Here is a 25,644-nt window from a genome sequence, read left to right as displayed (position 1 = left end):
CGATGGCGCTGTCCGTCGAGACGCTGCGCGCGACCCTTCAGGCCGCGAAGGAGCAGCGGGAGCTCACCGTCCCACCGGAATTCCTCGAACTCGAACCCGCCGCCGGGCTGTTCACCGAGTACCTGGCCGACGGCGTACTGCACGTACGCGAGGCCGACATCGACATCGTCCGGCTCACCGCCGCCGGCACGGTCGCGCTGGCGAGCGGCACGGACACCCATGCGACCGTACAGTTCCTCGCCGACGACACCGGGACCACCGTCGTCGGCGTACGGATCGACGCCGCCCTGCCACCGGGGGCCCATGACCTGCCCAAAGAACTGCGGGACGCGCTGGTCCCGGTGGAGCGCTTCGGCCTCGGCACGCTCCACCTGGTAATCGGCGTCGAACCCGCGCCGAACGACGAGTCCGAGGCCCTGGCCGGAGTGGGGGCCGAACTCGACTTCCCCGACGCGCAAGCCGCCCTCAAGCCGTACGTGTGGGGATATCCGCCGAAGGCGGGCACCATCTGGCGGCTCGGAGCGCGCTTCGCGCCCGTACCGCTCACCTCGCTGGACGAGCTGGGGTCCTTCGCGGCAGTCGGCACGGGCGGCTTCGACCTGCCACCGGACCTCGCGCCGGGCAGCGGCCTGGCCCTGACCGGGCTCGCGATCGCCTACGCCGCCGGCAACGGCTCCGCGCAGAAGGGCGACGCGGACGGCCTGCTGTCGCTTTGGCTGAGCGTCGACCTGGGACGCTCCTGGGAACCCCTGGACGGGCTCACGGTCGGCGGCCTGTACGCCGACTTCGCCGTGCAGCGTCCCTTTGCCGGCCCCCGGCTCCGGGCCACCCTCGGCGGCCACGTCCAACTCGCCGACGACATCGGCGTCGACGTCGAGATCCGCCTCCCCGACCGTGCCGTGACCGGCACCCTCAGCGCCCCCGTCAACGCCGGCCAACTCCTCCACGACCGCTTCCCCGGCATCCCCCTCCCCACCACCCTCACCGTCAGCGAACTCACCCTCTGGGCCGAACTCGCCTCCGACGCCGGGAACCGCGGCTACGGACTCGACCTCGCTCTCACCGAGGTCTGGCAGCCCGTCCCCGGCATCGAGCTCAGCCAGGTCGTCCTCACCGTCTCGCACCAGGCCGGGGTCACCCTCGCCGGGCTCGCCGCGCGCTGGCAGCTCGACGAAGGTGTCCTGGACGTCGCCGGGACGTGGTCCTCCACCGACGGGTGGGCCTTCACCGCGCACGCGGTCGGCCTGCAACCGGCCGTCATCATGGGCCGCTTGGGCATCACCGTGCCTCCACAGCTCGCCGACCTGACCATCGAAGAACTCTCCGTCGCCTTCGACACCCACGGCCACTTCACCTTCGCCTGCACCACCACCCTCACCGTCGACGAGACCCCCGTCTCCCTCACCGTGACTGTCGTCGCCGACCGCACCACCGGCCAGACCCAGGTCTCCGGGATCCTGCGGCTGACCGTCCCCCTCGCCGACGAGACCGAACGCGTCCTGGAGTTCGCTGTCGACTACACCGGCGACCCCACCGGCCGTACCCTCACCGCCCGCTGGACCGGCACCCCCGGCATCACCTCCCGCGAACTCGCCGGAGCCGTCGGGCTGTCCATCCCCGCCGGAGTCCCCGCCGGGCTCCTGCCCACCCTCACCTCCGTCGGCCTCCGCTACGACACGACAGCCGGGCGGCTGCTGCTGTCCGCCACCACCGAGGCCGGCGGCGGCATCGTCGTCGCCTCCGTGCCCGGCACCCCGCGCGCCCTCGTGCTGCTTGTCGCCGCGAACATCTCCGACCTCAGGCCCACCAAACTGTCCCAGCTCCCGCTCGTCGGCGACCAGATCCCGCCGAGCGTGGACGTCGGCGTCACCGGCATCCAATTCCTGGCCACCAGCAACGTGTTGACCACCGCCCAGGTCCAGCAGGTCAACGCCGACCTCGACGCCACCGGCTGGACCGGCGGCAAGCTGCCCGACTCCGGGACGGGACTGCCCAAGGGCGTGGTACTCACCCTCCCGTACGAGATCGCGGGCGAGGCTCAGGACCCGCTGGCCGTCTCCTTCGGCGGCGGAGGACAGCAACAGCTCGCGGTACGGGACGCCGGCGGCGGCGCCCCGGAGTCCGCCGCCTGGGTCGACATCGGCCGCTCCTTCGGCCCCCTGCACCTGCAACGCATCGGCGCCGGCTTCGACTCCGGCAAGGTGCTGGTGATGTTCGACGCCAGCATGGGCGCTGCCGGGTTCACCCTGGGCGTCATCGGCCTCGGGATCGCCCTCGACCTCGACACCATGAGCGCCGAACCCCGCCTCCAGGGGCTCGCCCTCGACCTGCGCCGCAACCCGCTGCACATCGCGGGCGCACTCGTCAACCGGCAGCCCCCGCCCGAGGATTACAAGGTCCTCGTCGAAGGCATGCTCGTCGTCGAGATGCCGAAGTTCGGGGCGCTCGCGCTCGGCGCGTACCAGCGGCGCGGCGACGGCATGACGTCGTTCTTCGCCTTCGGCCGGCTCACCGGGGCGTTCGGCGGACCGCCGCCGTTCCGCGTCACCGGATTCGCCCTCGGCTTCGGCTACAACAGCAGTGTCCGCGTCCCCGAGCAGACGGAGATCGCCGAATTCCCGCTGGTGTCGGGTCTGGACGGCGGTCTGCCCGACGACCCGCTCCAGACGCTGCCCCTGCTCACCGGCGGAGCCAACCCCTGGGTCAGCCCCGCCGAAGGGCAGATCTGGCTCGCCGGCGGCATCGACTTCACCTCCTTCGAGTTCATCCAGGCACGCGTCCTGCTGCTCCTCGAAGTCGGCAGCTCCCTCACCCTCGCGCTCATCGGCCGCGCCAGCGCGAGCTTCCCGCAGAAGGGCGAGACGAAGTACGCGCGCATCGGCGTCGACCTGCGCGTCGTCTACCAGTCCGCGCGCGGTGAACTCGCCGCCACCGCCCAGCTCGTGGACTCCTACGTCATCGACCCGTCCTGCGTCCTCACCGGAGGCTTCGCCTTCTACTCCTGGTTCGGGCCCAGCGCTCACGCCGGGGACTTCGTCCTGACCGTCGGCGGCTACCACCCCATGTACAAGCCGGTCCCGGCGCACTACCCGGTCGTCCCCCGCCTCGGTTTCACCTGGTCCGTCGGCTCGGCCGTCACCGTCAGCGGCGGCGCCTACTTCGCGCTCACCCCGAACGCCGTGATGGCCGGCGGTTCGCTGGACGTACGCTACAAGGCCGGAAACGTCGAGGCCTGGCTGACCGCGCAGGCCAACCTGCTCATCCAGTGGGCGCCCCTGCACTTCCGCGTCGGGATCTCCGTCCGCGTCGGCGCCCGCGTCAAGCTGCTGTTCACCGTCAGCGGCGAGATCGGCGCCTCCCTCGACCTGTGGGGGCCGCCCACCGGCGGCACGGTCACCGCGAAGTTCGTCTTCATCAAGGTCACCGTCAAGTTCGGTGCCTCACTGTCCGACCCGCGCGCGATGACCTGGGGCGAGTTCCGTAAGCAACTCCTGCCGCCCGAGGCCCCGCTCACCGCCCACCCGCTCACCGGACTCCTCACCGACCCCGACGCCGACCCGGCGCTGCGGGCCGCCCGCATCAAGGCCGGTGAGGAACCTTGGCTCGCCGACCCGGCGGGATTCTCCTTCGCGGTCTCCACCGTCGTGCCCACGGCACAGACGCAGTTCAACGACCGTGCCCCGGAGGGCGGGAGCACCGTCGACATCCGGCCGATGAAGAAGAAGGACATCGACGGACTGCTCCACGTCACCGTCAAGTACAGCGACACCCGCCGCCGGCAGGCCGCTTCCTGGCAGTCCCTGCCCAACGACGACAAGTGGCAGATCAAGGCCGAGCACGGCAACGTGCCCTTCGCGCTGTGGGGCGACCCCGACGTCCCCCAGGACAAGACCATCGAACAGGACCCGCTGCTCGACCACCTCACCGGCCTGCGCGTCACCGTCCCCGCCCCCAAGGTCAACGGCCAGGACCTCGGCCCCATCGCCGAACGCGACCTCGCCTGGGAGACGCTCGACCCCGACGCCACGCTCCCGCTCGACCCGGACGCCGGCCCCACCGGCTCGCCCGTCGAGCTCGCCGAACCGCTCGGCGCGGGCGTGGGCGTCATCGCCGGGCAGATCGCCAACCTGGCCGCGGGCTCGGCCCGAACCCGCATGCACGGCGTCCTCGCCGGCCTCTGCCCCGACATCCCGTTGCCCAACGGCACGGTCGCCGACTACGCCGAGCAGGCCCGTACCGCCGGACTCGACGCGGACCCGCTGCTGCTCACGGAAGACCCCGTGCCGCCGGCACCCGGCCCCGTCGTCCTCGTACTCGACGACACCACGGGGAGCATCCTGTCCGTCGACCCGGACACGAAGGCCGTCGTCGGACGGGTACCGGTCGGACAGCCGGGGCCTTACCTGGCGGCGACCTCGTCGGACGGGGCGACGCTCTACGCGATCGGTACGGACCCGAAGCAGCTCGCGGTCATCGACGTCGTGGCCCAGCAGGTGCGGCCGCCACGCACCGGAATCCAGCTCGCCGGGCCGCCGACGGTGCTCGCGGTCACCCGCGACAACTCCCGGGCGGTCGTGGCCCGTCCGGCGTACATCGCGGCCGCGTCCGTCGATCTCGCCGGTGGTACCGAGCCCGTCCGCACGGACGTCGACCGGCAGGACGTGCAGGCCTTCGGCGGCATCGCCGTCGACGTCGAAGCGGGGCGCCTGTACGTCAACGCCAACGACGGCAGCAAAACCGTCACGTACGACACCTCGACGGGCAGCAAACTCGGCGTGGTCTTCGGGCCGGCGACGCCCACGTTCGTCACCCCGGGGGAACCGGGCCGGGTGTACGTCTACGGGGCCGAGGCCAGCAACGGACAGGTGCAGCTGGTCACCGTGCCCACGCCCGGTGACTGGTACCAGCCGTACAACTTCCCCGGCCGTGGCAGGGGACTGGCGCTGCTCACCAACAAGGCCCGGCGCGGCGTGATGCTGCGCGGGGCCGGGGACGGAGGCGAGGTGGTGACCCTGTACGAGCGGCGCGGCTCCACGAACGACACCATCGCGGAATCCTACGTACCCATCGGCGCCGAACCCCGCTCCCTCGCCCTCGACCCCGCCGACCGCGCCTGGGTCCTGCACGCGTCCGCCGTCTCCGTCGTCAGCGGCGGCAGCCTCCTGGGTGAACTCTCCCTCGACGCCGCGCCGTTGTCCGTCACCTTCGCACCCGACGCCGCCCGCGCGTTCGTCGCCTGCGACGACGCGACCGTCTCCGTCGTCGAGATCCACGACAACGAGCCGGTCGCCGCCGGGCACTGGCAACTGCCGCCCGGCACCCGGGCCTCCGCCGCCCTCTACACCGTGTTCGCCGCCACCGCCTCGGAAGGGGCCGCCCGATGACGGACCAGCGCCGCGCCCCCGCACCGGCCACCGACCCCAGCTTCGTCCTGCGCTTCCAGGACAACCGCGAACCCGCGATCAACGCGGGGCGCTACCTTGTGGGGGCCACGCAGACCCTTCCTGGCGTGGAAGGCGCCGATGACTACCTCGTGCCCCTCCCGGATACGGAGTTCGAGGTCCGCGCCCCCCAGTTCGCGCTCGCCGACGAACAGGTGCACGCGGTCAACCCGGCACCCGAGGCCCGCTCCGACTACTCCACGACCCTCGCCCACCTCACCCTCCCCGACCCGCTCCTGCCCTGGATGCGCCGCCTGGACGAGTCCGGCGCCGCCCTCGCCGAAGCACCCGAAGAGCCGTGGCTGGCCCTGCTGTTGTTCGCGGAGGGCGAGCTGCCCGGCGACCCCGAGGCCGTGGCCCTGACCGTGCCCATGACGGCGGAACAGCTCGTCACCGCCGACGGCGCACGCCACCCCTGCATCGACCCCTCCCAGATCGAGGGCGACCCGACCGCGATCTGCCACACCGTCGAGATCCCCGGCGACGTCTTCGCCACGGTCGCGCCCCGCACCGACGAGCTGCGGCACCTGATCCACGTCCGCGACGTACACACGGACACCGGGCTGCGCGGCGAACAGCTCGCCGAGGGCGCCTACGCGGTCGTCCTCGCCAACCGGCTGCCCGACCGCGAGCGCGAGGTCCGCTACGCCGCGCACCTCGTCGCCCTGGAGGGCTGCCGCTCCATCCTCGCCGACGCCGACGCCGGGCGGCTGACCGCCGACGTGCGCATCCGCCTCGCCGCGCTGCGCAGTTGGTCCTTCACCAGCAACCCGGCACCCGGCGGCGGCTTCCCGGGCCGGGTACGGCACTTCCTCTTCGACGCGGACCGCAAGGAACGCGAACTGCTGCTGCGCGTCCCCACGCCACCGGCCGCGCCGCCGACGGGCAGCGATCCCGACGCGTACACCACGGCCCGCGCCCGGCTGGTCTCGGGCCGGGTGCCGCTGGCCCACGGCCTGGAGACCGGCGAGCGCAGCTACGCGTGGTACCGGGGCCCGCTCACGGCCGAGCCCGCGCAGCCGCTGCCGACACCGCCCGCCGCCGGCTGGACGAGCGCCGCGCAGCTGATGGCGTACGAGAAGGCGTGGGGCCTGTTCGACGCGGGCTGGGGCGCGGCCTGGACCCTGGGCCGCGCCCTGGCCCTCGCGGACGCGGACTTCGCGGCGATGCTGACGGCGTGGCACGCGAAGGCCCGCACCCGGGCGGCGATGCTGGCGCAGCGGCTGGCGGCGGCGGGGCTGGACGTGCCGGGCCCCGGCGGTACGGGCGCGGGGGGCCCGCGTGCGTCTGGGCCGGCCGGACCGCAGCCGGGCACGCCCGGGGGACCGGGCGGCGACGCGACAGGGCAGCCGACCGCGCGGGGGGCCTCGCCGGCCCCGGATGCGTCGTCCGGCAGGCCTGGGGCTTCGGGCGGTGACGCGGCGGCCCGCCCGGCCGCGGGCGACACGGGCTCACCGGCCACGCCGGTGCGGGACGCCTCCGCGTCGGCCGGGGCCCCGGGCATGGGACCGGATGCCGCGCCCGGCCCCAACGCGCCCGTCCCGCAAGACGATCCGCGCGCCCTCCGAGCCCTCTCCCCCCGCCCCTTCGGCACCCTCCTCGAAGAGTTCGCCGCCAACGGGGCCGCCGCCCGTCTCCTGCGCGCCGGCACGCACCCCGCCGAGACCCGGCACGCGCCCCCTCCCGAGCCCTTCCACCGCACCCCCGTCGCCGGGCGGCGCGGGGCCGGGCGGGCCGCGCGGACCGCCGCACTGCTCGCCGACCCCCCGGCCCCGCTCCGTACCGCTCTCGCCGCCCAACTCGCCGACGCCGCCGCCCCGATCAGCGAGTGGCTGCGACGGCTGCGGCTCCTGCACAACCTCCCCTTCACCGACCTCGTCCCCGACGAGCGCGCCCTGCCCGCCGAGTCGCTGCGGGTCTTCTACGTCGACCCGGGCTGGCTCACCGCGCTCGTCTCCGGCGCGGCCGGCATCGCCATCACCGGCGAGAGCGACGCCGCCCTCGCCCGGATCGCCGCACCCTGGGCACGCGGCGATGACGAGGGGCCCACACCCCGCGCGGGCGTGATCATCCGTTCCGCGCTCGTGCGGGAGTGCCCGGGGCTGCTCGTCCGCCCGTACCGGGGCCACGGTGACGACCGTCAACCCATCGCCGTACTCCGGCAGGACGCCCTCGGCCCGGACGTCCTCCTCGTTCTCTTCGAGCAGGTACCCGACGAGGTCGAACTGGCCGAACCGCCCGAGGGGCTGTCCTTCGGCATCGATATCGACGACGCGAAGAGGGCGATCTACCTGCGGCGTGTGGACACGCCCGACGTGGCCCGGCAGATCGACGGAGAGGCCTTCCCGCATCCCGCCGGCCCCGACGGGCTCGACGCCCACCTGCGCCCCGACCCCGGCGGCCGCCGCGCCGTCCTCGACCTGCGGCCCGCCGCCACGGACGGACTGCTGCGGAAACTCGCCACGAGGCTCACCGAACTCGGCCAGCAGGCCGCGGCCGACTTCGGCCCCGCCGGACTCGCCGTCCAGCTCGTCAACGCGCCCCGCCGCCAGCTCATCAAGCGCGCGACGGCCCGATGACCGCCGACCATCCGAAGGAAGGGCAGAACAGCGCCGTGACGCCACCCTCCGCAGCATCGGGCCCCCAGCCGCTCGTCGTGCCGATGCAGATCGAAGCCCTCACCGTCAACGAACGCGTCCGCTACGCCGAGGTCTTCCAGCGCTGGCAGGCCAACTACGCCCTGACCCGGCTCAACCTGTCCCCGGAACCGCCCGCGTTCTCCAACACCGACACGGCCTTCAACGCCGACCCCGAACGCGAAGGCGTCTACCTGCACTGGCAGTTGCCCCAAGCCCTCACCCACGGCGTGGACGAAGAAGGCGACGGCGTTCCCGTCTTCCCGCTCGTCCCCAACCGCTGGCTCGTCGTCCGCCAGGCCGTCGCCACCGTGGCCGGCACCCGCACCGACACCGGCTGGATCGTCGAGAGCGACTACCTGGACCCGGCCCTCGGCTCCAGCACCTACATGGACAAGGACGGCCGCCTCACCCGCATCGGACGCCGTATCGCCCTCGCCGACGGCGCGTGGAGCGAACCCGGCACGCCCGGCGGGCTGTTCCTGACCGCCGTCGGCCCCGGACTGCCGACCTTCGCCGCCTACCAGCCCTACAACACCGACGTGTTCTCCGTGCACGACCGCACGGACGACCTCGACCCCGACACCGCCTACCAGCTGAACTACCTGGTCACCGGCTGGTACAGCGACCCGGCCGCCGACCCGCTGGCCGGGGACCTCGCAGAGCGGCTGGCCGCGCTCAACTGGAAGGCCAAGGGCACGGCACCCGACACCGCCCGTACGGTCTGCCACGGCACCGCCCTCGACGTGCGGTGGCAGCGCCGGGGCAGCGGCATGCCCGCCTCCGACCGGCCCGACTACGTCACCGTCGCCGTCGGCAACAACACCGAGCACGCCACCAAGGCCATCAAGGAGCACGCGGCCCGGCGCGCCGGATCCCCGCCCGAGCTCGCCGCTCTGCTGTCGGCCGTACACTCCGGCGTCCTCGACCTGCTCGAAGAACCCGACGGCCAGTTCCAGGCCGAACGCGCCCTGCACGCCTCGTGGTTCACCCCCGAGCCCGGCGGATACACCTGGGTGCTGGAGGACGCCGAGAAACCCGACGCCCCGGAGCGCAGGCCCCGCCGCACCCGGGCCGTACGCGCCGCGTACGCCCAGGCCCTCGCCCAGCTCAACAAGGACCAGGCCGCGCACGACGCCGCCGTCCAGGACCTCATCGCCACGCAGCGCCGGCTGTACGACCTGTGGTGGGCGGCGAACCTGCCGAAGGTGCCCGACGCACCGGGGGAGCCGGCCGGCAAATACCGCAAGGATCTCGACGAGCGCGTACGGACCGCCACCAAGGCGGCCAAGGACCAGCGCGACCGGGTGGAGCTGCTGCGCCGCGCGATCCCCTGGGGCGACACCCCCGAGCAACTCGCCGCCGCCATCGGCCAGTACCAGCGCGACCACGGCCTCCCGCAGGACGAGGTCGTCCTCAAACGCGCCGTCCTGCCCGACCACCACCGGCCCAACGACCCCGTCGTCGTCATCCGGGGGACCAAGGACCGGCCTGTCCCGCCCGACCCCGAGCACCCGACCGACGCCGACCCGTACGCGGTGCGCGCGGGCGCGTACGACGACTCCGAGGAGGACGAGGACCCGCCGCTCGACTGCCGCTGGCCGGACGTGCTCGTCACCGGCGTGAAGGTCGCGGGGAATCCGGTCTCGGCGACCGAGGCGCAGACCCCCGAGCCGCCGAATCTCCCGTCCCCCGAGGGCCTTTCCGGCGTTCTGCCGGCCCTGCTGCGCGAGCTGTTCCACCTGGCCTCGTCCAACGCCCGGACGCTCGCGACGGCCACCGGCTACTCCGGAGACGTGGCGGCGCTCGCCGAGGCCATGCGCGACCCGTACGCCAACGCCGTCGGCACACCGGGGGAGTACACCACGCAGTGGCGACAGCCCTGGCAGCCCCTGTTCTTCGAGTGGAAGGTCGACTACTTCCCCATCGAGTGGCAGGGCGACCCGGACGGCAGCCAGGTCGGCCGCGACAACTGGACCTTCGACGGCACCAGTTACCACTGGCTCGGCACCGGTGCCCACTCCGTCCCGCTCAGCCTCAGCGGCCGGCAGTTCCTCACCCCGACACCCTCGGAAACGGCGGCCGCCGCGCTGCGGCAATACGCCCGTACCCACCCGGGACCGGGAGCCGCCGCGCTGCGGGCACTCGCCCGGCAGGTCGAGGACGACGCCGACTGGTTCTCCCAGCCCCTCGTCGGCTTCACCGAACAACTCGCCGCACGGGCCGCCGGCCCCGCGACCCTCAACCCCCACTCCGAGCTGCCGGACGACCTGCGCACCGCGCTCACCGAAGCGTCGGGCCGCACCCTGCCGCCCAACCCGGGTGCCCTCCCGCGCCCGTTCATCGGCTGGAACGACAGCCTCTACCAGCCCCTGCGGGCCGGACAGTTCGCCTTCGCGCGGCTCGCGGTCATCGACCGCTTCGGACACGCGCTGCCCGCGATCTTCCCGGACCCGATCGCCCTGCGGTTCGCCCCCGGCAACGAGCCCGGTGACGTCATCGGCGTCGGCGTGCCCGCGCGCCGCTTCGCGCCCGAGCTGCCCGAGGAGCTCACTCCCTCCTGGAAGGACCCCCAGAACCCGAGCGAGGGCCACTGGACCATCAACCCGCCCACCTGGTACCGCTTCACCCAGCTCACGCCGCGTCTGACCCAGCCCGCGCGGGCCGGTTTCACTCTCCTTGACGCCCGTGACGACCTCAACCCGCTCACCACGGCGAGCGACCCGGACACGAGTCCGGTATCGGCCTGGCTCGTCCCCGGCTATCTCGACCGCGCGCTGTACGCGTACGGGCCCGACGGCGCCCCGCTCGGTGAGCTCCGTACGACCCTTCCGCCCAGCGGGATCCCGCAGGTGACCTGGCACGCGCTGCCGTACTCGCAGTACCGCACGATCGACGAGCTGCACGACAACTACCCGATCCTGCACGGCTTCCTGAACGCGCTGGTTGCCTCGGACCGGGGCCCGGCCGCCCTGCGCTCCCTCCTCACCGTCATCGACCGCACCCTGTCCACCACCGCTCCCATCGGGGACGCCGCACCCCCGTACACCCCGAGCGTGCTCGTCGGCCGACCGCTCGCGCTGATGCGCGTACGCTTCGACATCGACCTCGACGGACCGCCGTACGCAGACCCCTCGTGGAAGAACCTGCGCGAAGCGGAAGCGCCCGCGTACCCCGGCTACCGCTGGCCGGTCCGCCTCGGCGAACGCAACGAGCTGACGGACGGGCTCGTGGGCTACTTCCACGGCGAGCACCGCGACACGGACTACCGCGTCCTGCACACGGTGCTGAGCGAGGCCGAACTCCCCGACGAGGCACGGGAGTACTTCGACCCGATCGGCACCGGCGCCTCGCTGACGCTCCCGGCCCGGCCACCGGGCAGTGACCCCGACAACCGGAACGCCGCGTTCCTGACGCTGATCGCCGACCCGCGCGGCACCGTGCACGCCACCACGGACGTCCTGCCGGCCGCCGAGGTCCGGCTGCCCGCACGGCTCGTCGAACCGCCGCTGGCCGAACTCCCGGTGTCCTTCCGGCTGGGGCCGCTGCCGGTGAGCGAGTACGTACCGGACCCGGCGGGCGTACGAACCGGGGAGCAGCCGACCGCGCTCGTCCTGCCCCGCCCGTCCGACCGGTACGGCACGTGGACCTGGGTGCAGAACGAGACGACCGACACGTGGAGCGCGGCCACCACGTACGCCTCCGACGGCGAAGCCCACCACCCCCACCCCGCCCCCACCCTGCGCACGGGTCGCTTGACGCTCCGTCCGATCCACGCCGATGAGCAGGCCGACCAGACCGAAGGAGACCGCCGATGAGCGACTGCGTGCTCAGCTACGCCCTGACGACCGTCCCCAATCCGCTGACCGTCAGCCCGCCCAAGGTCGGCCCCGGCAACGAGGACGAACTCGCCTACGGGGCCATCGACCTCGTCATCTCCAACAGCGGCAGCACGCCGGTGCGTTGCAGCCGCATCGCCATCGTGCTGCCGGTCGGCTCCCTCGCCCAGGACCTGGCCCTGACGGGTGAGGGCATCGCGCCGTACGTCGAGCCCGAATCCGGGTGGACGATCGTCGGGCCGCAGCCCGATGTGCTGGTCGCCGTGCCGACGGCGGAGACGGCGGTGTTCCCGGCGGCGGGTGACACGACCGGGGACTCGTCGAAGGTGCGGTTCAGCGTGGAGCCGAGGGGAGGGGAGAGCGAGGTCACCGTCGACGGGCTGTACATCACGTTGAAGAACATCGCGATCAGCAACAAGACGGGCGTCTCCCGGATCGGGATCGAGGAGTGGGCGACGACGGGTTCCACGATCCCGGACGTACCGAACACGGGGACGCTGGAGGTCGCGAAGTTCCCGTTCCGGAGCGGGGCGGACCCGTCGCCGGGGATCGGGCGGGCGCTGGTGGCGGTCACGCGGCAGGGCGGGCCGCCGGCGACGCGGATCGCTGCCGGGGATCCGGTCCGGTTGGAGTGGAACCATGTGCGGGGCGACAACCACGAGTTGTACATGGACGGGGAGCGGGTCACGGACCCGTCGATCGCGGGCGGGAGCGTGTATCCGGTTCCGGCGGGGAAGGTGCTGCGGGACACCGCGTTCGCGCTGAAGACGGTGACGCCGACGCCGGACGGGGGGTTTGTGACGCGGTGGGATCACCTGGTGGTGTGCGTCACGGATCAGACGCTGGCCAGTCTGACGGTGGGCGGGGCGCTGACTGCGAAGGGCGCGGTGACGGCTGAGAAGACTGTTGATGTGACGGAGAAGGTCACAGCGGGGGCACTGAAGGTCACAGCGAATGCAGAGGTCGAGGGGACGTTCAAGGTCACGCAGCAACTCACGGCAGACGGGGACGTCCAGGTCAACAAGACGTTCAAGACGGGCTCAGACGGCGAATCGGTCTTCTACCACAACGTCACGGTGTACACGCCCAGCAAGCTCATCGTGGGCGAGGACATGCAGGTCAACGGTCAGGTCACCGGAAGTCTCTCGGTTCAGAGCACGGTCTCCGCGTCGACGCTGTCCGCGTCGAGTGACATTCGGCGCAATGGAAAGGGCGCGATCTGCCACGACGACAAGATCGGCTTGAAGAACACGACATATCCGGGCTGGCTCTACGCGGCCAACAACTACTTCGACTACGACGGTGACCGGGCCCGCGTGTTCAGGTGGAAGCCTGGAAACCGTGTGAATTCCGACGAGTGGCAGGTGTCGCGCGACTCCACCGGCCAAGCCCTCAAGGCGCTGGACGAGGCCGAGGAGACCGCCGGCGGTGCCGACGCCTCTCAGCCGGGCTCGGCGGACGCTCCCTCCGCCTGATCACACTCCGCACCGGGATGCTCGGGGCTGCAGCTCGCTTCCCCGAGCATCCCAGCCCCACACGGTGTGTCCCGTAAGGGACGGTCCGCTGAGCCCGGCCCGGGGCGCGGGGCCCGGAAGCCATGAGGGAACCCGCTCACCGTCCCCTCCACCCTCCCTCAATCTCCTCCAACGACCTCCCCGCCGTCTCCGGAACAAACCGCACCACCCACCACGCCGCCACCCCCGACAACCCCGCGAACACCCCGAACACCGAACTCCCCATCCCCCGCAGCACATCCGGAAACGCCAGCGAGAACACAAAGTTCGCCAGATACTGCGTGAACGTCACCACCCCCATCCCCACCGCCCGCGCCCGCAACGGCAGCACCTCCGGGCAGTACAGCCAGAACACCGGCCCCAGCCCGAACCCGAACGCAAACGTGTAGACGAAAACGCACGCCACCGCCACCACCGTGACATCCGGAAACACCGCCAGCACCACCATCGGCGGCGCCTGCGCGGCCAGTGAGAGCGTCAACAGCCGCACCCGTCCCAGCCGTTCCACGAACGGCAATGACACCGCCGTCGACAGGACGAGCGCCGCCCCCACCCCGTAATTCGCCAGCGTTCCGGCCTCCGCCTTGTCACCGCCACCCGCGACCCGCTCGAAAATGACCGGCGCGTAGTACACGACCGCGTTGATCCCGGTGAAGACCTGGAAGAAGGTCAGGGTGAGCACGACCCGCAGCGCGGCCCGGTTCCGTACCAGCAACTCCCGCAAGCCCAGCGGCTGCTGGGCCAGACTCGCCCGGATTTCCGCGACCTCCGCCGCCGCGGCGGTCGCATCGGCCCGGAGCCCGCGCAGTACCGTCTCCGCCTCGCGCTCCCGCTCGCGCAGCATCAGCCACCGGGGCCCCGGCGGACTCGCCACCATCCCCACCAGGAACACGAGCGCCGGCACCGCGCCCAGCCCCAGCATCCACTCCCAGGCGCCCGCCCCCGACAGCGCGTCGCCCACCGTGTAAGCCAGCAGAATCCCGACGTTGACCGACAGCTGATACAGCGCGGTGATCCGCCCCCGCACCCGTTTCGGCGCGAGCTCACTCAAGTGAATCAGCCCGAACATGTTCGCCAGACCGACCGCGAAGCCGAGCACGAACCGGGACACCATCAGCACCGCGGCGTTCGGCGCCAGCCCCGCCAGCCCGCACCCCACCGACCCGACCACGAAGATCGCGCCGGCCAGGATCAGCAGATGCCGCCGGTCCCAGCGCCGCGCGGCCACCGAACCGGCCACGATCGCGGGCAGCGCGCCGAGCAGCAGCAGACTCGTCACCAGGCCCTGACCGGTGGAACCGAGCCCGAAGCGCTCGCTCAACGGCTTCAGCGCACCCGAGATCGCACCGGAGTCGTAGCCGTACAGGATTCCGGACAGCCCGCCGAGCACGGCGACGAGGTGGACGCGCGCGGGCACCCTCTCCCCGTCGCCGCGCGCACGGACACCCCCGCCCAGCCGAACCTGCGCCATCAAACCCCTCCCCGACGACACGGAGCACGTACCGTGGCGCGGAGAGTACCGACGTGGGGGAGGGGTGAGGAGAGCAAGATGAGGCAAATGAAGGTCGCGGTGCTGGGCACCGGCATCGTCGGCCGTACCCTCGCCGCGGGCTGCGCGGCGGCCGGGCACACGGTCACCATCGGCACCCGCGACCCGGGCGCGACCCTCGCCCGTACCACCCCCGACGCGATGGGCACCCCGCCCTTCGCGGAGTGGCAGGCCGGGCACGCGGACCTGCCGCTGGTCGCCTTCTCCGCTGCGGCCGCCGACGCCGACCTGGTCGTCAACGCGACGCAGGGCGCCGTCTCCCTCAACGCCCTGGAGCTGACGGGCGCCGCGAACCTCGCCGGCAGGGTCCTGCTGGACGTCGCCAACCCGCTGGACTTCACCGACGGTCTGCGCATCGACCCCGTCGAGACCGACAGCCTCGCCGAACGCATCCAGCGCGCCTTCCCCGAGGCGCGCGTCGTCAAGTCGCTGAACACCATGAACGCGGCCGTCATGACCGCTCCGTCACGTCTCGGGGACGGCGACCACACGGTGTTCGTCGCCGGGGACGACGCCGACGCGAAGGCGACGGTCAGCGGGCTGCTGCGCGACTTCGGCTGGCGCGACATCAGTGACCTGGGCGAACTCGCGGCGGCGCGCGGCACGGAGATGTACTTCCGGCTGTGGTTCACGCTGATGAGACGGATGGGGACACCGCTGTTCAACATCAAGGTGGTGCGCTGACCGCCCTGTTGACCGGGAGCGGCCCCGTACGCGGATCGGGGGATTCCCGGAGGACGCCCCCGCCGCCGTCCCCTCCCGGGAGCATCATCCCGAGCATGACCGAGGACGACAGCCCCGCGCCGCCCCCGTGCCCCGGCCCGCACCACTTGTGCAAATGCTGCCGGGGCAACGGGCAGTACCACTCGCTGGCGCTGTACGTGAGCCACTACCGGCGTGGCGTGGAGGCCACCTCGGCCCACGAGTGCGGGGCCTGCCGGGGCCGCGGCTTCTACTGCAAGGCCGCCACCCGCTGCGCGGGGGACCACGAGGACGAGACGCCGGTGCTGGGGGCGGACACGGTGCCGCCGGTGTAGGGCCGTACGGGCCGTACTTGACGGATCAGGCGGACGCCGGGCTGGTCTCGGCGGTCTCCGGGCCGTCGGGCAGGGGCTGTTCCCTGACCGCGAGGGCGAGCGCGAGAGCGAGCCCCATGACGGGGATGGTCCAGGCGAAGACGGCCCGGAACGGCGCACCGTCCGCCTCGGGCAGCGGCCGGGCGGAACCCATGCCGGCGGCGAGGACCGCTCCGAAGAGGGCCGCGCCGAAGGCGTCGCCGAGGGCCCTGAAGAAGTTCAGCACGCCCGTCGCCGTGCCGATGTGGTCGTGGCCCACGGCGTACTGGCCTGCCAGCAGACACACCTGCACGAAGAAGCCGATGCCGATGCCCGCCACAGCCAGCGGGACGGCGAGGGCGAGCGGGCCGGTGTTCCGGTCGGCGCGGCTGAGGACCGCCATGGCGGCCGCGACCAGGACCGCGCCGACGACGGGGTACAGCTTGTAGCGGCCGGTGCGGGAGATCAGCAGGCCGGAGAGCGCGGCGGCGGCCACCAGGCCGAGAAGCAGCGGGATGACGTACAGCCCGGCGGCGAAGGCGGACTTGCGCTGGACGTTCTGCAAGAACATCGGCACGTACAGCATGGCCGCGATCAGTACCAGCGACGCGAGCAGGAACTGGGCCGCCGCCAGGCTGAAGTTGGCGGAACGGAACAGGTGCAGCGGGGTGATGGGATCGACCGCCCTGCGTTCGACGACGATGTAGACCGTCAGGGAGGCGGCGGCGAGGGCGGCCAGACCGAGGATGACGGGCGAGGCCCAAGGGTGGTCGTGGCCGCCCCACGCGGTGAGCAGAGCGACGGCCGTCGTGAAAACGGTGGCGGTCACGGCGCCAGGGAAGTCCACGGAGCCGTGGCGTGGAGGGACGGGAAGGCGCAGTTTCACGGCGACGGTGAGGAGAGCGGCGAGGCCGATCGGCAGGTTGACGTAGAAGATCCAGCGCCAGGACAGGCCGTCCGCGAACGCGCCCCCGCACAGCGGACCGGCGATGAGCGCGATGGCCGCGACGGCGCCGAGTGCCGCCTGCTGCTTGGCCCGTTGGCGCGGTGCGGCGAGATCACCGGTGACGGCCATGACCAGTGAGGTGATTCCTCCGCCGCCGACACCCTGCAGTGCGCGGGACACGGACAGCTCGGGCAGCGTCCGGGCCAGGCCGCTGATCAGCGAACCCACCAGGAAGACCGCCACGGAGAACTGGAGGATCTTCTTCCGGCCGTAGAGGTCGCCGAGCTTCCCGAAGAAGAGGGTGGTCACCGAACTGGTGAGGAAATAGGCGGTGGCGGTCCAGGAGATGCCGGTGTCGGCGTGGAGATCCCTGGCGATGGCGGGCAGGGCCGTGGCCACGATCGTGTAGTCGAGGTTCGCGATGAACAGGGCCAGCATCAGGGGGATCACGAGCACCATCGGGATTCCTCGTGTTTCCTCGTCTTTCCTCGTGTTTCCTCACGGGGTTGGATAGAACTGTCTGGCCCAGTGGCGGTAGAGGCCGATGCCCTCGTCGCCTGCTGCGAGGCGGGGGCGAGGCTCGTAGCGTTTTGCGTTCCAGATCTTCACGTCGTCCTGGACCTTGACGACCGCGGTCCACAGCAACCCTTGGGCGAGGGCACGGTGCACGGGCCGGCGGAGGAGCGATATCGCGCCGGACCGTAGCTGCCGGATATCCGCGCAGGCGGTCGCGAGCACCAGGCGCGTACGCCGGGGCCCGGTGGGAGTGTGCATGACCCACAGGAAGATGACGCAACCGAGCGCCGGTACAGGGAACTCGATGCGCAAACAGCCCATGCCCGCCAGCAGGAACGAGTTGTCGAACTCGATCCTCCTCAGCCAGGAAGGGCCGGCCGGCCCAAGGCGCAGCCGTGAGCGCAGGCAGGGTCCTTGAACGCGCGGCGGGTCGGCCTCACGGATCGTCACGTGGTGGACGACTGGAAGGTGCCGGAGGTCGGTCGTGTTCTCGGTGAGGTCCTGGACATGGGCGTGAACCTCGGTGCTCCAACTGCCCGTTGGGCACAGCCCCGGTGGTGAGGTGTCGGGCACCTCCCACGTGGGCGGGGAGTCGTCGTGCCCGTACCAGACGAGGACGAAGCCATTGCGCTCGGCGAGGGTGTGGTGGTGCAGGCGGGCGCGGGGCGGCGGACCGTCGGGTGTGCCGACACAGGTGCCGTCGGGGGCGAAGGCGAAGCGGTGGAAGGGGCACACCAGGTTCTCTCCCTCGACCATGCCGCCGACGCCGAGGTGGGCTCCGAGGTGCGGGCAGTAGGGGCGCACCGCGTACGGCCGCCCGTCGACGGTGCGGTAGACGACCACGTCCTCGCCCGCGAGCCGCCGGGTCAGGACGCGGCCGGGACGCAGTTCGCGAGAGCGGGCAAGGAAGAACCAGCCGTTGGGGTAGGGCAGTTCGGGTCCTGCCGGATTCGCCCCTTCCGTCATGTCCTGTAGTCAACCAGAGGCCATACCACCCATGCGCCATCTATCGGGCAAGTCACTCGTATGAGTTATATTCCCGTCGTACCCTGTTACCCGATCTCGCCTGTTGCCTAAGGTTTGTGGCCTTGGCGTGACCAGGGGGCGACGCAGTGGCCGAAGAGTCGGTTGTGGACCCGGGTGACGATGCGGAGGTCATCGTTATCGGGGCCGGTATGTCCGGAGTGGCCGCCGCGATCTCCCTGCGCGGAGCCGGATTCGACGACGTCGTCGTGCTGGAGAAGTCCTCCCGCCCAGGCGGGACATGGCGTGACAACACCTACCCGGGGTGCGGCTGTGACGTCCCGTCCCTGCTGTACGAGTACTCCTTCGCACCCCACCCCTGGAGCAGGGGCTTCGCCCCCCAGCCCGAGATCCTGGACTACGTCGAGAGCACCGCGGCAACCCACGGCGTGAACAAGCTGATCCGATACGACACGGAGGTCGAGGCCGGCCGCTGGGACCCCGACACCCACCGCTGGTACCTGCGTACCTCGGCGGGACCGCGCACGGCCCGGACAGTCATCCTGGCCACCGGCCCCTGGCACCGGCCGCGTCACCCCGACATCCCGGGCCTGGACGCCTTCCCCGGCACCGTCTTCCACTCCGCCCGCTGGAACCACGACGTGGATCTGGCGGGACGCCGCGTCGCCGTCGTGGGCACGGGGGCGTCAACGGTCCAGTTCCTTCCGGAGATCCAACCCCGGGCCGCCCGCATCGACGTCTTCCAGAGCACCCCGCAATGGGTGCTCCCGAAACCGGACTACGCCCTGCCGCCCGCCCTCCACCGATTCCTCGGCCGCCACCCGTCGGCACGCGGCGCGCTGCGCGGTGTGCACTACTGGACACAGGAAGCCATCGGCGCACTGATGCGCCACCCCCGGCTGCTGCCGCCCCTGGAGGCAGCGGCCCGCCGCCATCTGCGCACGTCCGTACCGGACCCGGCCCTGCGCGAGACACTCACCCCGCGCTACCGGCTCGGCGCCCGACGCCTGATCGCGTCCGACACCTACTATCCGGCCCTCACGCGGCCCAATGTGCACCTGCACCCCACGCGGGTAACTGCCGTACACGGCCACGACGTCATCGGCGCCGACGGCACCCGGGCCCCCGCCGATGTCATCATCCTCGCCACCGGCTACCACATCGGTGATCTGCCCCTGGCCCCGCACCTGCACGGCGCGGAGGGCGCCACGCTGGCGCACACCTGGTCCGACAACCGCCGCGCCTACCTGGGCACCAGCGTCAGCGGCTACCCGAACCTCTTCCTGCTCGTCGGCCCCAACCTGCTCAGCGGCACAACGGCTGTCCCCACAGTCCTGGAAGCCCAACTCCGGTACATCACCGCGGCCCTCACCCACCTGCGGACCCGGGGACACACGGCGATGGACGTACGCCCCGAAGCCGAAGAAGCCCACCACACGGCTGTGCAGCGCGCCCTGCGCACCACGGTCTACAACTCGGCCGACAACTCCAGCTACTACTTCGGCGTGCCCGGCGTGAACACCTTCTGCTGGCCGTGGTCGACGCGCAGGCTCGTACGACGCCTGCATTCCTTCGAGGCCGGCGCCTACACCTGGTCGGGCACGGCCCTGAAAGCCACAACACCTGGGCACTGCTCCGAACGAGTGGTATTCGGGTACGGCAATTAACAAAGGCAGGAAGGAAGCGCACGCTGCGAGTTGACGGGAGACCCGATCGCAGGAAGGAACTGCGCCACCCGTCACGAGAGAAGGTGTTCTTCATGGACACGGTCGCCACCTACGAACGTCAGGACATCGACGCGCTTGAGGAGCTCCTCACCGATATCTTCATCGCGCCCACTGCCTGCCAGGAGATCGGCCAGCACTGCGAAACCTCCATCGACTGCTGCGGACTGGCCGAGTGCGACCTCGGAATCTGCCAGCCGATCCCGGGAGCCAGTAAGGAGTGACGACGGGGTCGCCGACATGGTGGGCGAACTTGCCGAATTGCACCCTGGCACGGCTCTGCTCGAATTCGGCGGCGCCGGAATGCTGTTGCGGTGCGACACCCCCACAGCGGCCTTTCTTTCGCCCACCGCACTGCGCTGGGTACGGGGCGCACCCGCCCGGCCCGGGCAGACGCAGACGCGGCACCGGTGCGCCGAATCCTGGCGTGCCGCCGGGCTCCTGCGCTCACCCGGAGAACGAGAGACCTCGCTGCAGGGTCCGAGCGAGGCTGTCCTTGCCCGGGTGCGGCGCGTGGACGTGCCGCATCCGGTCCTGGCTGTCGCCATGGCGGAGAACTGCTCGTTCTGCCACCGGCTGCGAGCCGACGTCGCAGCCAATCACACGGCCATGAAACGGCTACGGGCGACGGTCCTCCTGACCGGGGACGGCGGAACAGCCGCATTCGGAAAGCCCCTGGACCGGATCCTGATGTCCGAACTGGCCCGTGCCCGCGCCGACATGAAACCCCTCGGGACACCGACGGCGGTCCGTGCGCGCCCCGGAGCCGAGCCCGCTCTGTTCCGGGGCTACGACCGTGTCACAGCCGCACTGGCCGAGCTGAGCGGCGCCGCACCCGGCCAGGTGGTGTGCGAGACGCCGTCCTCCTGCTCGGTCAAGGTCAGCAGCGAGCCGGTGGACGCGCTGGTGACCGCACGGTCCGGGGGCCGCGTCGTGGGGGTCGCGGCACGAGGTCAGGACGCGATGGCGGTCGTCGCCCGGTGCACGGAACCTGCCGCCGGGGCCACCGTCTACGCGCCGATCACGCTGCTCCTTGAACGGCCGGAGCGGCTGTATCTGCTCTACCGAGGTGGCGAGTTGATCGGTCGGCTACGGAGTGCCGAGCATGCCGGTGAGATGCTGAGGCGCGTCCTGGCGGGCTTCGCGTCCTCTCCGTCCGGAGCGGGTGCGGAGGTACGGGTGCTGTGCGGGGCGGTCGTGCGCCCCGCTGCCGCGGGGGCCTTGCTGTTCCCGCGTCACTGGATGACGCACCTGGTCAAGCACGCCTCACGACTGGAACGTGCGGGCTGGGAGGTGTGCCCGGACCCCTTCACGCGTCTCCGGCCCGGCCCGGACTGGAGCGTCCTCCTGAGCGGCCGGCCGGCGCCGGCCCCGGTTGTGGGGGTCCTGATCGACCGTACGGGCCGCCCCGGCGCCGACGTCCGTACCCGAGACCTCCTGCTGGCCCAGGTCGTGAACTGGATCGCCCGACCCACGGCCCCGGAGGAGGCCCAACGCCTGGCCGGACTGCTCTACCCCCTCCTGTTCCACGTCGGCACGGTGGATGAGGCGCTGTCCTTTCTGGGGGCCCAGCCTTCGCCTTGAGCGGTGCGGATGATGTCCGCCAGTCCAAGACCGGTGGTGCGGCGGAGCCCAGCAGATACAGGACACGGTTCGTCATGGGCGGATCCCATCACACGGAACTGTCCCTCAGGGAACGGCAGTCCACGTCCACGGCCGGTCACCCTTGAGGCCGCGCAAACAGTCGACACGATGCTGCGCTTCCGCACGGGCGTGAGGGTGCTCGTCCGCGATCTGCAAGGCGAAGGTCACCATGCGCAGTTCGCGGATACCGCGCAGCACGGGATATCCGGCCCAACGGGTGACATCCATCCCGTACGCCCTGCAGAAGGCCTCGTAGTCGACCGCACTGACCGTCGCTGTCGTGACGTGCTTCACCGCAGTGGAGACCAGATCCCATTCCGGCGGCCCGTAGCAGGCGTTCTCCAGGTCGAGGAGGTAGGCAGTGCCGTCGGCCGTGGTGGCGACATTCCCGTTCCACGCGTCGCCGTGGAGGGCGCAATACGGAAGCCCCGGTGGGAGGCCGACGAAGTCCACAGCCAGACGGTCCGCCTGGTCGTGCAGCCAGCTGCGGTCATCCGGTGCGAGGCAGCGGACTTCGGCGATGCGGCGCCGCGCCTTGCTGAGTGGATCCAGTCGCGGAAGCCCGAGGGAGCGCGGCGGGGAGAGTTGATGCATCTGCCACAGCAGCTTGGCCATGTCGGTGCTGGATCCCGGTCGGTGGGGCGGGAGTTCGGCCCAGAAGGTCACGGGGCGCTGCGCGACGAGGACGGGCTTGTCCGTGATCCTGGGCGTTACCGCCTTTACCCCGTTGTCGACGAGCCAGCGCGCCACGGCCAGTTCACGCTCGGCTATGGCCCCATTGCCCGGACGGCCGATTCGGGCGACGATTCCGTCGGCAAGTCGCCACATGGCGTTCCCGGCGATGCGGATCGGTTCGGCGCCATCGGTCGGAATACCGATTTGCCTGCAGGCGTCTTCCAGGACACGGCGCGACTCCAGGACGATGGCGCTCACGCGTCGACCGCCTCTTGGATGCGTGAACGCAGCTCTGCGACCTCCCGCACGGCACGGTAACGTGCTCCGAGCACGGCGAGTTCGCGCAAACCAGCGGCTGCGCGCCGTGACCGCATCTGACCCACGTCGGTCAGTGCGAGGTTCCCTACAGTCACGGCCTCGTACGGATCGCCGACCGCCATGGTCAGGGCCGCGAGTTTGGTACGGGACATGGCCCGCGAGCGTACATACGCATCGGTGTGCAGGTCCACCGCTGCACGGAAGCGTTCCAAGGCTGCCGGTTGGCAGCGACCGGTCAACGCCACGTCGTACAGGGCGTGTCCGGTGTCGCCCTGATGCTGGGCTTCGTCGTAGTAGGCCATCCACGCGGGGTCCAGGGCCGGGTCGCGGCGGGCGAACGCGGCGTCGGCCTCGTCGATGGACGCGAACATGGCCTTGATGTCCCCGAGCTTGGCGTAGGCGCGGGCGCGAGCGGTGTGGAGCATCGCGTGTTCGGTGGCTGTGAGCCGTTCCGGTCGGACAAGACCGAGTTCAGCGTGGGTCAGTCCGGTGTCCGCGTCACCGAGCCAGATGGCTTGGCGGGCCCGGAAACTGTAGATCTTTGCGCGCAGGTGCCATTCGCCGGCCTCTTCGGCGCAGGCGGCGGCGAAGGCGAACACGCGGCGGGCGTCGTCGTGAGCGTAGGCGTCGAAGTCGATGGCACCGACCACCATGCCCAAACGAGCGGCCGCGGCGAACAACTCGGGGCGGATCCTCTCCGGGCACCGGCACTCCAGGAGAGCAGCGGCCCACTTCAGCTGCGCCGTGGCGATTTGACGCACGATGCCGCCTCCGCCGTAGGCGTTGTCCCAGCCGGAGACAACTCGCGCAGCGTCCAGGATCTGCTCGATGTCCTGCAGGCGCACCGTGGCCGGGAGGCGCGCCGGTTCGACAGGCGCCAGCAGGCGGGAGAAGGGGGAAGGCGTTTCCCTCGCGGCCGCACCCTCAGTGGTCAAGAACGCACGGTTCTCTGCATCAGCCCAGTTGTCGCAGAGCGAGGCATCGTCCAAGGAGAGCATGGCCGCTTCTGGAAGACCTGTGTGATCCAGCGTCGTGGACTCCTTGTTGTACGCATCGCGCCGCTGTTTGTCCGCTTCGGCCTCGACGAACGGGCACATCCACTCAAGAATCCCGCCCGTGCGGAGGGCAGCGTCGAGCAGCCGCGCGAGCGGTAGTCTGCACAGTCGCTCGCCTTTTTCGATCTTTCCGATCAGGTTGCCGCTGATGTGCACCATCGCGCCCAATTCCGACTGGCTCAGCTTTCGGACGCCGCGCCAGTGGCGCACGTGAGCACCGAAGCGTTCCCGGAGCGACCCGGTCGGGTTCAGTTCCTTCGGTGGCTGCGGCATGGATGTCTCCTGCGAGTTGCCTGCGCTGCTGATGCGTACACCTGCGAGCTGTACGCATCCGGATCTACCTCCGGAGGCCGGACACAGCGCAGTATCCGTGCCTCGGGTACACGGCCCAACGACCTTGATTCTCAGGGGTTCTGGGTCGGTTCTTCTACGCCACGGCAGCCGCTTGCGCTTGCTGCCCGATCCTGGAGGAGAGATGGGCGCTGCCGACCGACACCCGGTCCGGAGCGAAGAGAACAGCCGCAACGGCGCTGCCGCGCCGAGAAATGACACACGCCCTGGTAAGCGCTCCGCCGAGTCTTGCATGGTCACCTGCCACCAGGACACCGACGGGGAATCGAACGAGTGGAGCGGACGCGGCTTCCACGACTACGGGGTCCTCGCATGGGCGCTGCCTCTCCCGGACCTCGGCCCTGGGGAGGTCCGGTGACGTCGCGTGCCGACAGCCCGGTGCACCGAAACGCCGGCCCGGCGGGGGAGCGGCCCCAGCTCGACGCGGACGCGGTCCGTGCAAGTGTCAGAGCGGCCCTCGTCGACATCCCCGCCGAGGGCCTGGTCCCAGAACCGATCGCCGCGATCGTGACTGACTTGGCCGGTCACTTGGCACTACTGCTGTCGAGGGCCAAGGCCGTCCACCAGGCCACCCTTGCCTGGCAGCGAGACCCGGCGCTCACACAAGGCCTGGGCTACCTCGACCGTCGACAGCGGCATGCCCCGCCGGATGCCCGTGTGTGCCCGGCCACGGCCCTGGTATGGGCCCAGGAATCGGCCCGATACTGCCGGATGCTGCTTGGCCTCGTTCTTGTCGATGACAGGGACGGCCAACTCCAGTACCGGGAGTCGCAATAATCGGCGCTCCTGAAGGATCGTCCTGGTGGCTTCCGGCACAACCGACCGCCCCGACGAGTCACCCCGAAGGCCAGCCCGGAGCCTTGAGTCCGCCGAGCCGACACAGGGATCGTCCGGGAGGCTGGCGGAGAGGCTCGCGGTCCGTGGTGCTGTCGGCGTGGTGCACTGTCAGTCGGAGTTCACGGTCGGGGCGCTCGGGAAGCGGGTCGCGCGGCGGTTGGGGGTGCCGTTGGTGATCACGGCGCACTCCAATCTGGCGCGGCAGTTCGCCCATTGGCGGCGGCGCCGGGAGCCGGGCGGATCATCTGGACTGCCGGAGTCCACGACGTGACGAATCGCTGTGCCGGTCTCGGCCGCACCCGCTGCGGCCCGGCCGGCGCTGTCATCGCCGCCCTCCGCGCGGGCCTGGGCCTGGAGGACCGCGTGGTGGAACTGTCCGTCAAACACGAGCGGTGGTGGATGGGAATCCCGTTGCGCTTCACCGCCGGAAAGCCAACCGTGTGCCTCCCCCGGCTCGATACGGCCGAGGCCCGCCAGCTGGTGGCCGCGGACGTCGAACTCCGCGACGCCTACGAGCCGCTGGCTCGCCTGCACGTTCCCGCACCTCCCTCATGAAAGGA

General features: G+C 71.2%; 16 protein-coding genes. 11 read left to right on the top strand and 5 right to left on the bottom strand.

Features of this window, described 5'->3' with window-relative positions; translation table 11 throughout:
- Positions 1-2: 2 nt before the first annotated feature.
- From ACFP1Z_RS10490 to ACFP1Z_RS10475, 4 genes are read left to right on the top strand one after another with little or no spacing between them, the layout of a single operon-like run.
- Positions 3-5,384 carry a DUF6603 domain-containing protein gene (locus tag ACFP1Z_RS10490; RefSeq protein WP_390315740.1) on the top strand — a complete coding sequence of 1,794 codons (5,382 nt, stop codon included), beginning with the start codon at positions 3-5 and terminating at the stop codon, positions 5,382-5,384.
- Positions 5,381-8,020 (top strand): hypothetical protein, encoded by a 2,640-nt coding sequence (locus ACFP1Z_RS10485; protein WP_390315739.1) that lies wholly within the window; start codon positions 5,381-5,383, stop codon positions 8,018-8,020. The genes ACFP1Z_RS10490 and ACFP1Z_RS10485 overlap by 4 nt, the downstream gene beginning before the upstream one ends.
- Entirely contained in the window at positions 8,017-11,895 is a 3,879-nt protein-coding gene (locus ACFP1Z_RS10480; protein WP_390315738.1) for a hypothetical protein, read from the top strand. Before ACFP1Z_RS10485 ends, ACFP1Z_RS10480 begins: the two co-directional genes overlap by 4 nt.
- Entirely contained in the window at positions 11,892-13,391 is a 1,500-nt protein-coding gene (locus tag ACFP1Z_RS10475) for a hypothetical protein (protein WP_390315737.1), read from the top strand. The genes ACFP1Z_RS10480 and ACFP1Z_RS10475 overlap by 4 nt, the downstream gene beginning before the upstream one ends.
- Positions 13,392-13,527: 136 nt before the next feature.
- On the opposite strand, the gene ACFP1Z_RS10470 is transcribed toward ACFP1Z_RS10475, so the two are convergent.
- A complete protein-coding gene (locus tag ACFP1Z_RS10470; RefSeq protein WP_390315736.1) occupies positions 13,528-14,901 on the bottom strand; it encodes a sugar porter family MFS transporter in 1,374 nt (457 codons plus the stop codon).
- A gap of 78 nt (positions 14,902-14,979) precedes the next feature.
- Between ACFP1Z_RS10470 and ACFP1Z_RS10465 the strand changes: the two genes are divergently transcribed.
- Positions 14,980-15,663, top strand: a complete 684-nt coding sequence (locus ACFP1Z_RS10465; protein WP_390315735.1) for an NADPH-dependent F420 reductase — start codon at positions 14,980-14,982, stop codon at positions 15,661-15,663.
- A gap of 95 nt (positions 15,664-15,758) precedes the next feature.
- Positions 15,759-16,016 (top strand): hypothetical protein, encoded by a 258-nt coding sequence (locus tag ACFP1Z_RS10460; protein ID WP_390315734.1) that lies wholly within the window; start codon positions 15,759-15,761, stop codon positions 16,014-16,016.
- Positions 16,017-16,041: 25 nt separating this feature from the next.
- On the opposite strand, the gene ACFP1Z_RS10455 is transcribed toward ACFP1Z_RS10460, so the two are convergent.
- Together ACFP1Z_RS10455 and ACFP1Z_RS10450 are read right to left on the bottom strand one after the other, a co-directional pair.
- On the bottom strand, positions 16,042-17,439 hold the full coding sequence (locus ACFP1Z_RS10455; protein WP_390315733.1) for an MFS transporter: 1,398 nt from the start codon (positions 17,437-17,439) through the stop codon (positions 16,042-16,044).
- A gap of 39 nt (positions 17,440-17,478) precedes the next feature.
- A complete protein-coding gene (locus ACFP1Z_RS10450) occupies positions 17,479-18,462 on the bottom strand; it encodes a Rieske 2Fe-2S domain-containing protein (RefSeq protein ID WP_390315732.1) in 984 nt (327 codons plus the stop codon).
- A 146-nt stretch (positions 18,463-18,608) separates the two neighbouring features.
- On the opposite strand from ACFP1Z_RS10450, the gene ACFP1Z_RS10445 reads away from it, so the two are divergent.
- The 3 genes from ACFP1Z_RS10445 (at position 18,609) to ACFP1Z_RS10435 (ending at position 21,788) form a co-directional block, all read left to right on the top strand.
- Complete coding sequence (locus ACFP1Z_RS10445; protein ID WP_390315730.1) at positions 18,609-20,147, top strand: flavin-containing monooxygenase; 1,539 nt, start codon at positions 18,609-18,611, stop codon at positions 20,145-20,147.
- A gap of 92 nt (positions 20,148-20,239) precedes the next feature.
- Positions 20,240-20,428 (top strand): hypothetical protein, encoded by a 189-nt coding sequence (locus tag ACFP1Z_RS10440; RefSeq protein WP_390315729.1) that lies wholly within the window; start codon positions 20,240-20,242, stop codon positions 20,426-20,428.
- Between the two features lie 289 nt (positions 20,429-20,717).
- The gene (locus tag ACFP1Z_RS10435) at positions 20,718-21,788 is read left to right on the top strand and encodes a hypothetical protein (protein WP_390315728.1); all 1,071 of its coding nucleotides are present in this window, start codon (positions 20,718-20,720) and stop codon (positions 21,786-21,788) included.
- Between the two features lie 105 nt (positions 21,789-21,893).
- Here ACFP1Z_RS10435 and ACFP1Z_RS10430 read toward each other — a convergent pair whose 3' ends face one another.
- Both ACFP1Z_RS10430 and ACFP1Z_RS10425 read right to left on the bottom strand, forming a co-directional pair.
- On the bottom strand, positions 21,894-22,781 hold the full coding sequence (locus ACFP1Z_RS10430) for a phosphotransferase family protein (protein WP_390315727.1): 888 nt from the start codon (positions 22,779-22,781) through the stop codon (positions 21,894-21,896).
- A complete protein-coding gene (locus ACFP1Z_RS10425; RefSeq protein WP_390315726.1) occupies positions 22,778-24,169 on the bottom strand; it encodes a helix-turn-helix domain-containing protein in 1,392 nt (463 codons plus the stop codon). Before ACFP1Z_RS10425 ends, ACFP1Z_RS10430 begins: the two co-directional genes overlap by 4 nt.
- An 880-nt stretch (positions 24,170-25,049) precedes the next feature.
- Here ACFP1Z_RS10425 and ACFP1Z_RS10420 point away from each other — a divergent pair.
- A complete protein-coding gene (locus tag ACFP1Z_RS10420; RefSeq protein WP_390315725.1) occupies positions 25,050-25,355 on the top strand; it encodes a glycosyltransferase in 306 nt (101 codons plus the stop codon).
- Complete coding sequence (locus tag ACFP1Z_RS10415; protein WP_390315724.1) at positions 25,352-25,639, top strand: Rossmann-fold NAD(P)-binding domain-containing protein; 288 nt, start codon at positions 25,352-25,354, stop codon at positions 25,637-25,639. Before ACFP1Z_RS10420 ends, ACFP1Z_RS10415 begins: the two co-directional genes overlap by 4 nt.
- The last annotated feature ends 5 nt before the right edge of the window (positions 25,640-25,644 follow it).

Origin of the sequence: Streptomyces gamaensis (assembly GCF_042656465.1) — a bacterium.
GTDB classification, from domain to species: Bacteria; Actinomycetota; Actinomycetes; order Streptomycetales; family Streptomycetaceae; genus Streptomyces; species Streptomyces gamaensis.
Note: the sequence above shows the minus strand (reverse complement) of the source record. Positions and strands in the feature narration are given on the sequence as shown.